The organism is Sunxiuqinia dokdonensis, from assembly GCF_001270965.1.
GTDB classification, from domain to species: domain Bacteria; phylum Bacteroidota; class Bacteroidia; order Bacteroidales; family Prolixibacteraceae; genus Sunxiuqinia; species Sunxiuqinia dokdonensis.
This window is the reverse complement of the sequence record NZ_LGIA01000050.1, coordinates 1-9,215: the sequence shown is the minus strand read 5'-3', so window position 1 is coordinate 9,215 and position 9,215 is coordinate 1. Positions and strand designations below refer to the sequence as shown.

The following is a 9,215-nucleotide window of genomic DNA, read 5'->3' as shown; positions in this document are numbered from 1 at the left end:
TCATTTTTTTTTACCAACTTTTCGATGAAGATTGGCTGCAACCAGCTTTCGGAAGCAAGCAGGATTCACCAATTTACACCCCTGTTTTTTGCTGAAAAGCACCTGCCGGCCTTCGAATAATTCCAGCCATAGCCTTGCGGTTTTTTTACCTACCCTCATTCCCTCCTTTTCCCCGCTATACAAGCTTTGATAAGGTTTCTCCACAAATTGTGGAACAAGCTCTACTGTTATTTTTATTGATTGTGACGCCGGTGTCTTGTAAGGTGCTGTAATTCAGTATTTGCTTTGTTGTTCAGGCTTTAAGCAACTTTTGGAATGGTTTTTTCCATTAATCAAGCAAACGTTTAATAATGAAATACAAAATGGTTGATCCGTCGGCTGGCGGATCGCCGAATAGAAATAATTTCAATCGTATGAAAAATTTGAAGAAGAGAATTGAGAACATGAATATTTATCTGAATGCCGGATCTTATTCGGCACAAGATAAGAAGACAATCCGGGGGAAAGACCTTTCAATGTCCTCCGCAAAAATTACGAAAACACTCCACGACACGAAGAGTACAAGGACGTCGGATAAAATAAAGACGTCGATTTAATTTTTTACAAATAGTCAAATTACAAATCACTAAAAACAAAAAAGTCATGAGTAAAGCAACAAGAAACGCCATCTTTGGCTTCGTTGCCGGTGCAGCAGCCGGTGCTTTGGCCGGAGTTTTATTGGCCCCGGAAAAAGGCGAGAAAACTAGAAAAAAAATTCAGAAAAAAGTTCAACGGGTTTCTGAAGATCTTTCCGAAACAATCGGAGAGAAAGTGGATAGCTTGAAAGATCAAGTCAATGAAATGATTGACCATGTGAAAGAGAGCACCAACGAAGTGGAAGCAAAAGTTAAAAAAGAAGTGAAAGCCCAGACCAACGAAAGCGGCAAGTAACGGAATCATTTAATTCATTGAATCAATGAGCAGAAACCTATCAGATAGCATTGGTGAACTTAGCGATGCGTCAAAAAAATACCTGCAGACGCGAATCGACTTGGTGAAACTGACCATCTTGGGAAAGGCAACACAAATTACCACGCACCTCATCAGTACTTTTTTACTGACCGTAGCCGGTGCATTGATCCTATTTTTCGGACTGGCCGCGTTTGTGGTGTGGTACGGACAGGTTTATCATGATTATCTGACAGGTTTATTGCTTGCCACCGGATTGTTGGTTTTTTTGACACTGCTATTTGCACTGTTTAAAAATCAACTGATTACCTCCTTCGTTTTAAGAAAATATTCTTCCATGTTATTCGAAGAAGATGAGGAGGAAGAGCTATGAAAAGTATCAGGAACATGCGCGAACTGAAACTCAGGAAGCAGAATCTGAGGTATAAGTCGCGCCATTTGGAAGACAAACTCAACGATCACGTGCAAGAAGCGATGCACGATTTTTCAGGCTACGTCAGAAAAGTAGCCTTCGAAACAGGATTGAAAATTGCGCTGAATCTGTTCTTTCGGAAGCGCAAACACCGCGAAAAAGGTGAAGCGACAACCGAAACGACAGATGGATTGAAATAAGGGAAAACACCGGTTCAAGGACCGCTGGCAGAACGAAAAGCTGCTACAGAGTGAATCGCAATACCGCGAGTTATGAAAACAAATTTGTTGTTGTTAGACACCAGAAAGAACATGGAAAATCTGATTTGTTCAGCTTTTTCATTAAGTAATCAGCTCAAGCGAAAATTAAAAATCGTTTATGTTTTAGACATTCATTGGGTGGGTACCGGAGTAACAGGTGGCGAGCTTGGTGGACCAACCGTTCCCGGCATCAGCGAAACTTATATGGTTGTTGAGAAGAGCATTCGAAAGGACTTTGAACAGGCGGAGTCGGAAATGCGGAAAACCGTGGCGAAATACTTCGAAAAGTATCCGCAAAATGTTCATTATGAGATTGAAGTTGCAGAGGCAAATCGTCTGGATGTGGTTTCAAAAACCGTGAAGCGTGAGGAGGATGTGCTGCTGTTGATGAGTAATTACAATACCTATTCAGGATTGAGTACGGGAACAATCAATTATCCAAACATCATTGACAAAGTTCCTTGTCCGGTGCTGATTATTCCGGATCGTACACAGGCTTTCAGCCTCAATAATTACCTCTATGCCACAGCATTTCATGCCGAAGATTTGAAAGCCATCAAACATTTGTCGGAAACAACCGCCGGAGCCGATGGAAAAAACCTGACGATTTTTCACAATATGGAAACCCTCGACTTTGAGTCGAAGCTCAAATGGATTGGATTTAAAACATTGGTAAAAGATAGCGTAAGCGGATTTCATCTGAAATTTGAACATGCCAATGAAAAAAATGTCCGAGATGCCCTGAAGAAATACCTGACCAATGAATCGTTGGACGTGATTGTTATTTTGAAAGAAAAGAAAGGATTTTTCGAGGACTTATTTTCCTCTTCAGAAACCCACTATGTGCTTACTCATTTTGATAAGCCAGTCTTGATTTATCATGAAGAGAACCTGAAATAAACACGAATATATTAACCGAAAATAAAAGAATATAAAAGATAGAATGATCATGGAAACAAAAGAAAAAACATTTGTAAGACTCGGATTTAATCAGAAGGACACCTCTGAATTGATTGGCCAGATCAACCTGTTGATCTCCAGTTATCATGTGCACTATCAGAAACTCCGAAACTTTCACTGGAATGTAACGGGAAAAGATTTCTTCGATTTACATGAGAAATTTGAAGAACTCTATGATTTTTCCAAAGTAAATATTGACGACTTGGCGGAACGTGTGCGCGTGTTTGGTGCCAGACCAACAGCGACATTGCACGAATATCTTGCCGCCTCAAAAATTGCGGAGCCGGAAGGAATTCCAGGGCCGGATGATATGGTCGATCAGATTTTGACAGACTTCGAAATCTTACTGTCGCAAATGATCAATGTGCTTGAAACAGCCAACGATCTGGGCGATGTATCAACCATCGATCTGGTCAATTCAATGGTCAAGCAAACCGAAAAATATTACTGGATGTTTACTTCCTGGCTGGAAGAAAAGTAAGCCATTTCAATAAGAAATAAGGCACAGGCCGTTGATTCACTCAGCGGCCTTTTTTTTGTCTTTTTTTTGAAGGAGCACTTTGCATGTGAATTCCGGTAAGTCTTATTTAGAGCGAAAGTAGATAAGCAGCCGTCGAGCGATTTTTTGGAGAAAATTGCGGTTTATTGCTATTTTTACAGACTGCATCAACCCGAAGAAGTTTTCAACTGTCGCCTGTTAATTATTGACAAAATAGTGGAACTTCAAGGGTGTTTTGTTTTCTTTATATTTGTGACAAATTGCAATAAGTATGACTCCTAATTACGATGAAGGTTCGATTAGAACGCTTGATTGGCAGGAACATATCCGCAAGCGTCCCGGGATGTATATCGGGAAGCTCGGAGATGGAACAGCCGCTGATGATGGAATCTATGTTCTTTTAAAAGAAGTCATGGACAACTCGATTGACGAGTTCATGATGGGCTTTGGAAAGAAAATAGAGGTGAAGGTTTCAAACGAACTGGTGAGTGTGCGCGACTTTGGGCGGGGAATTCCCCTAGGCAAGCTGCTCGATGTGGCTTCGAAAATGAATACCGGTGCCAAGTACGATTCCGAGGTTTTCAAAAAATCCGTGGGTTTGAACGGGGTGGGTATCAAAGCGGTGAATGCCTTGTCAAACAGCTTTGTTATTAAAGCTTTCAGGGAAGGACAGGTCAAGGAAATCGCATTTTCCCGGGGCCAGGTTGTTGAAGAAAAAGACCTGGGAAAAACCGAAGAGCCCAACGGCACCATGGTCGCTTTTGTTCCGGATATCGATATATTCAGGAATTACCGTTTCCACAACGACTATGTGGAAAACATGATGAAGAACTATTCCTTTCTGAATGCGGGCTTGACCATTTTATGCAATGGCGAGAAATTTCAATCGAAAAACGGGTTGAAAGACTTGCTGGAGGAAAACCTGGATGCCGAACCGCTTTACCCGGTCATTCATTTGAAAGGTGACGATATTGAAGTGGCCATTACCCACGGAAATCAATATGGCGAAGATTACTATTCGTTTGTCAACGGGCAGCATACCACGCAGGGAGGAACCCACCTGGTGGCCTTTCGCGAAGCCATTGTGAAAACCGTCCGAGAATTCTACAAAAAAGATTTTGACCCCTCCGATATTCGGGCGTCAATCATTGCAGCCATCAGCATTAAAGTGGAGGAGCCGGTTTTCGAATCGCAAACCAAAACCAAGCTTGGCTCGCGCGACATTGGCCCCGATGGCCCCAGTGTGCGAAATCATGTGGTTAGCTTCGTGCAAAAGGAACTCGATAATTACCTGCACAAAAATCAAGATGTTGCTGAAGTGTTTTTGCGTCGGATCCAGGAGTCGGAGCGCGAGCGCAAAGCCATTTCAGGAATAAAAAAGCTGGCGAAACAACGGGCCAAAAAATCGAGCCTGCACAATAAAAAGTTGCGCGACTGCCGTGTGCATTACAACAGCAACCACGAGCGAAAAAGCGATTCCTCCATTTTTATTACCGAGGGTGATTCGGCCAGCGGATCCATCACCAAATCGAGAGATGTAAATACACAAGCCGTATTTAGCTTGCGGGGAAAACCACTGAACACCTATGGAATGACCAAAAAAGTGGTGTATGAAAATGAAGAATTCAACTTGCTGCAAGCGGCGCTCAATATTGAAGATAGCATGGAGGACTTGCGCTATAACAAGGTCATTATAGCCACCGATGCCGATGTGGATGGCATGCACATCCGGCTGCTGTTGATCACCTTTTTCCTGCAATTCTTTCCGGAGCTGGTAAAAAAAGGGCACCTGTACATTTTTCAAACGCCATTGTTTCGCGTACGGAATAAGCAGAAAACCTTTTACTGTTATTCTGAAGAAGAACGTTTGGCAGCCGTGAAATCAGTTGGAGCCAAAGCCGAAATAACCCGCTTCAAAGGCTTGGGCGAAATATCGCCCGATGAATTTAAAAACTTCATTGGCCCCGATATCCGGCTCGAACCGGTTCAGATGAAAAAGCACGAATCGGTTTCGCAGATGCTCGAATTTTACATGGGCAAAAACACACCCGACCGGCAGGAGTTTATCATCGACAACCTCTACGTGGAGAAAGACGAAGTTTAAAAAACATCAAAAGAAAAGATTATTGAATCTGAAGTTTTACTTATAACAGAATTGTTGTGGCAGAAGAGGAAAAAAATAAAGATAATCAACCCATTGAACCAGCTGATGGCATCACCTATTTGTCGGGAATGTACCAGGATTGGTTTCTGGATTATGCATCGTATGTAATTCTGGAACGGGCTGTGCCTTACGTCAATGATGGCTTGAAACCGGTTCAGCGCCGGATTTTGCATGCCATGCGCGAAATGGACGACGGGCGTTACAACAAAGTGGCCAACATCATCGGGCAAACCATGCAGTATCACCCACACGGCGATGCGTCGATCGGTGACGCACTGGTGCAGCTGGGACAAAAAGACTTGCTGGTTGACAGCCAGGGAAACTGGGGGAATATCCTGACCGGCGACGGAGCAGCTGCTCCGCGTTACATTGAAGCGCGTTTGTCGAAATTTGCACTGGATGTGGTCTTCAACCCCAAAACCACCAACTGGAAACTGTCGTACGATGGCCGTAAACGAGAACCAGTCACCTTGCCAGTTAAATTTCCGTTGTTGTTGACACAAGGCGTTGAGGGAATTGCTGTTGGTTTGGCATCCAAAATTCTTCCGCACAACTTTAACGAATTGATCGATGCTTCCATTGCTTATCTGAAAGAGGAGGAGTTCGAAATCTTTCCCGATTTTCCGACCGGAGGGTCAGCCGACTTTTCAAAGTACAACGACGGCCTACGGGGTGGTGCGGTGAAAGTCAGGGCAAAAATCGAAAAGGTGGACAACAAAACCCTGGCAATTACCGAACTGCCGTTTGGAAAAACAACCTCCACTTTGATTGAATCCATCATAAAAGCCAATGATAAAAATAAAATCAAGGTTAAACGGATTGACGACAACACCTCGGACCGGGTTGAAATTTTGGTTCATCTCGGCACTGGCGTTTCGTCCGATAAAACCATCGATGCCCTGTTTGCTTTTACCGATTGTGAGGTGTCTATTTCGCCAAATGCCTGTATTATTTTAGACGACAAGCCCCTGTTTATTGGGGTGAGCGAAATTTTGAAGCGAAATACCGATCAGACCTTGATGCTTCTGAAGCTCGAGCTCGAGATCCGTATGGGCGAGTTGGAAGAGTCCTGGCATTTTGCGTCGCTTGAGAAAATTTTCATTGAAGAACGCATCTACAAAGACAAAGAGTTTGAGCAGTCGGCCAACATGGACCAGGCAGTTGCCCATGTCGATAAACGATTGGATCCGTGGAAACCAAAGCTGAAGCGCGAAATTACCCGCGACGATATTCTGAAGTTGATGGAAATTCGCATGGCCCGGATTCTGAAATTTAATACCGATAAAGCCAACAATTACATCCAGTCGATCGAAGACGAGATCGAAGATATCAAGCTAAAAATCAAAAATATTGTTCCCTTCACCATTGAATATTATCAACGAATTAAAGATAAGTATGGCAAGGGGCGTGAACGCAAAACTGAAATTCGCAGCTTCGAAAACATTGAGGCCAGCAAGGTGGTGGTGGCCAACGAAAAGCTTTACTTCGATGCCGAAGAGGGATTTATTGGAACCAGCCTCCGGAAGGCCGAATATGTTTGCGATTGCTCCGATATAGACGATATCATCGTTTTCAGGAAAGATGGAACCTATTTCATTACCAAGGTTTCAGAAAAGGCTTTTGTTGGAAAAAATATTCAGCACATTGCCGTGTTCAAGAAAAACGACAAGCGGACCATTTACAATGTGGTGTATCGCGATGGACGCCAGGGCGCCTTCTACATGAAACGCTTTGCGGTGACCGGGATGACCCGCGACAAGGAGTACGACCTGACCAAAGGAACAGCCGGATCGCGGATTTGGTATTTCAGCGCCAACCCGAATGGCGAGGCCGAAGTGCTTAAGGTAACACTGAAGCACAAAGCGCGTTTGAAGAAATTGCAGTTTGAAGTTGATTTCAGCGAGTTGGCCATCAAAGGGCGGGGAGCTATGGGAAATATCCTCACCAAAAACGATGTGCATAAAATTAGTCTGAAGGAAAAAGGGGTTTCAACGCTTGGCGGACGAAAGATCTGGTTCGATCCCGATGTGTTTCGGATCAACTCCGATTCCCGGGGCAAGTTTTTGGGCGAGTTTCAGGGCGAGGATAAGATCTTGGTGCTGTACAAAAACGGAGAATACCAACTTTACAATTTCGACTTGTCGAACCATTTCGACCCCGATATTTTGGCCATCGAAAAGTTTGACAACAGCAAAGTGTTGTCGGCGGTGTATTATGATGCCGAGCAGGAGTTTTACTACGTCAAACGCTTTGAAATCGACGAAGTGATGGGCCGCAGGATCAGCTTTATTGGCGACCATCCCGACAACAAACTGGTGAGCGTGACCTGGGTGCGCTATCCCCGTTTGGAAATTGAGTTTGGCGGTAAAAATTCGGCCCGCGAAAATGAGATCATCGAAGTGGCGGAGTTTATCGGTGTTAAATCGCACAAGGCCCGCGGAAAACGATTGACCAATTACGAAGTGGAAAACATTAAGGAGATTGAGCCTGTTGTGAAGGATGAAGATGACAAGCCTGCGGACGATGAACCGGAAGAGGAATCCTCGGAAGATGTTCCTTTTGAAGTGAAACGCCCGAAAGGGGAGGATGACGAAGATAAAAATCAAATGTCGCTGTTTTGATGAAGGTTTTTTTGATTGGATATATGGGATGTGGAAAATCCAGGATGGGAAGAACGCTTTCTTCCATGCTGGACGTTCCTTTTATTGACCTGGACAAATACATCGAAGAAAAATTTTTTAAAACCGTTCCGCAGATTTTTGCTGAAGAAGGGGAAGCTGAGTTTCGCAAAAAAGAGCAAGCGGCCCTCAAAGAAGTCGCTGAATTCGATCCTGTGATTGTCGCTACAGGTGGCGGCGCACCCTGTTTTTTCGACAATATGGAGCTAATGAACCAGGCTGGATTGTGCGTCTTTTTGGATGTCGACAGCCATGAATTGGCTAACCGGCTCATTCAATCAAAAAATGAACGGCCACTGATTAAAGGAAAGTCGCCCGAGGAGTTGGTTCATTTCATTGACGAAATGATGCTGGTCCGGCGTCCGTTTTACGAAAAGGCAAGCTGCATTCTGAAAGGTAAGGAGATTCTGCCGGAACAAGTGATTGCTGAAATCGAGAAAGAAAAGTGAAAAAGTTAGAGATTTGTGCCTTGGCATCGGGAAGCAATGGAAATTGCTACTACATCGGCAATGAAACCGAAGCGTTGTTGGTCGATGCGGGCTTGTCGGCCCGTCAACTGCAAGTGCGGTTGGCTGCGAAGAACATCAATCCATCGAAAATAAAAGCCGTTTTAATCACCCACGAGCATAGCGACCATTGTCGTGGAGCGCGGGTGTTGGGCAAGCGATTGGGTATTCCGGTTTACCTCACCAAAAAAACCTTTTTAGCCATGCGCAAGGCCGTTCAACCCGAAACGCCCCGTTGGTTTGAGCCGAATATGGAATTTCAGCTGGGCGAGTTTGCCGTATTCCCCTTTACCAAGCAGCATGACGCAGCTGATGCCTGTTCTTTCCGAATTTCGTATGCCGGCAAGCACATTGGCGTGATGACTGATATTGGAGAAGCTTGTGAGCGTGTGAAGGCGGAATTTGCCCGCTGCCATGCCGTATTTCTCGAAAGCAACTATGACGAGGACATGCTGATGAATGGCCCTTATCCGTACTATTTGAAACAACGGGTATCGTCAGCGGTTGGGCATTTGTCAAACGAGCAAGCCTGCCAACTTCTGAAAGATTATGCCGGCGAACAATTGCAGACTATTTTCTTGAGTCACCTTTCGGGCGAAAACAACACGCCCGAAAAAGCCTTTGCCGTTTTTCGGCCCTATACAAACAACTACACGATTGAGCTCACCTTCAGGCATGGCGCCACGGAGGTGTTTGCAGTTTAGTTCTACAGCCTCCAGCCTGTCAAATCAAGGCGTGTCGGGGTTTCACGACCTCGCACACCTCATGCTAAATAGTTAATCCTTATG

9 protein-coding genes are annotated in these 9,215 nt (G+C 44.5%); all 9 read left to right on the top strand.

What is annotated here, in order from left to right; translation table 11 throughout:
- Positions 1–642: 642 nt before the first annotated feature.
- The 9 genes from NC99_RS05145 (at position 643) to NC99_RS05105 (ending at position 9,131) form a co-directional block, all read left to right on the top strand.
- Positions 643–930, top strand: a complete 288-nt coding sequence (locus tag NC99_RS05145; RefSeq protein ID WP_053180545.1) for a YtxH domain-containing protein — start codon at positions 643–645, stop codon at positions 928–930.
- 25 nt (positions 931–955) lie between these two features.
- Positions 956–1,321 carry a hypothetical protein gene (locus NC99_RS05140; RefSeq protein ID WP_053180543.1) on the top strand — a complete coding sequence of 122 codons (366 nt, stop codon included), beginning with the start codon at positions 956–958 and terminating at the stop codon, positions 1,319–1,321.
- Positions 1,318–1,560: a hypothetical protein gene (locus tag NC99_RS05135; protein ID WP_053180541.1), complete on the top strand. Its 243-nt coding sequence runs from the start codon at positions 1,318–1,320 to the stop codon at positions 1,558–1,560. Before NC99_RS05140 ends, NC99_RS05135 begins: the two co-directional genes overlap by 4 nt.
- Before the next feature lie 72 nt (positions 1,561–1,632).
- Positions 1,633–2,520 (top strand): adenine nucleotide alpha hydrolase family protein, encoded by an 888-nt coding sequence (locus NC99_RS05130; protein ID WP_157624476.1) that lies wholly within the window; start codon positions 1,633–1,635, stop codon positions 2,518–2,520.
- A gap of 49 nt (positions 2,521–2,569) precedes the next feature.
- Positions 2,570–3,061 (top strand): Dps family protein, encoded by a 492-nt coding sequence (locus tag NC99_RS05125; RefSeq protein ID WP_162231147.1) that lies wholly within the window; start codon positions 2,570–2,572, stop codon positions 3,059–3,061.
- A 289-nt stretch (positions 3,062–3,350) separates the two neighbouring features.
- Complete coding sequence (locus NC99_RS05120) at positions 3,351–5,183, top strand: DNA topoisomerase IV subunit B (protein ID WP_053180535.1); 1,833 nt, start codon at positions 3,351–3,353, stop codon at positions 5,181–5,183.
- Positions 5,184–5,239: 56 nt separating this feature from the next.
- Complete coding sequence (locus NC99_RS05115; protein WP_239684412.1) at positions 5,240–7,864, top strand: DNA gyrase/topoisomerase IV subunit A; 2,625 nt, start codon at positions 5,240–5,242, stop codon at positions 7,862–7,864.
- Entirely contained in the window at positions 7,864–8,370 is a 507-nt protein-coding gene (locus NC99_RS05110; RefSeq protein ID WP_262509304.1) for a shikimate kinase, read from the top strand. Before NC99_RS05115 ends, NC99_RS05110 begins: the two co-directional genes overlap by 1 nt.
- Entirely contained in the window at positions 8,367–9,131 is a 765-nt protein-coding gene (locus NC99_RS05105; RefSeq protein WP_053180531.1) for an MBL fold metallo-hydrolase, read from the top strand. The genes NC99_RS05110 and NC99_RS05105 overlap by 4 nt, the downstream gene beginning before the upstream one ends.
- Positions 9,132–9,215: the final 84 nt, after the last annotated feature.

Excerpts from the sequence above, each read along its gene's own strand:
- NC99_RS05145 (WP_053180545.1), top strand. The coding sequence starts at position 643 with ATGAGTAAAGCAACAAGAAACGCCATCTTTGGCTTCGTTGCCGGTGCA.
- NC99_RS05140 (WP_053180543.1), top strand. The coding sequence starts at position 956 with ATGAGCAGAAACCTATCAGATAGCATTGGTGAACTTAGCGATGCGTCA.
- NC99_RS05135 (WP_053180541.1), top strand. The coding sequence starts at position 1,318 with ATGAAAAGTATCAGGAACATGCGCGAACTGAAACTCAGGAAGCAGAAT.
- NC99_RS05130 (WP_157624476.1), top strand. The coding sequence starts at position 1,633 with ATGAAAACAAATTTGTTGTTGTTAGACACCAGAAAGAACATGGAAAAT.
- NC99_RS05125 (WP_162231147.1), top strand. The coding sequence starts at position 2,570 with ATGGAAACAAAAGAAAAAACATTTGTAAGACTCGGATTTAATCAGAAG.
- NC99_RS05120 (WP_053180535.1), top strand. The coding sequence starts at position 3,351 with ATGACTCCTAATTACGATGAAGGTTCGATTAGAACGCTTGATTGGCAG.
- NC99_RS05110 (WP_262509304.1), top strand. The coding sequence starts at position 7,864 with ATGAAGGTTTTTTTGATTGGATATATGGGATGTGGAAAATCCAGGATG.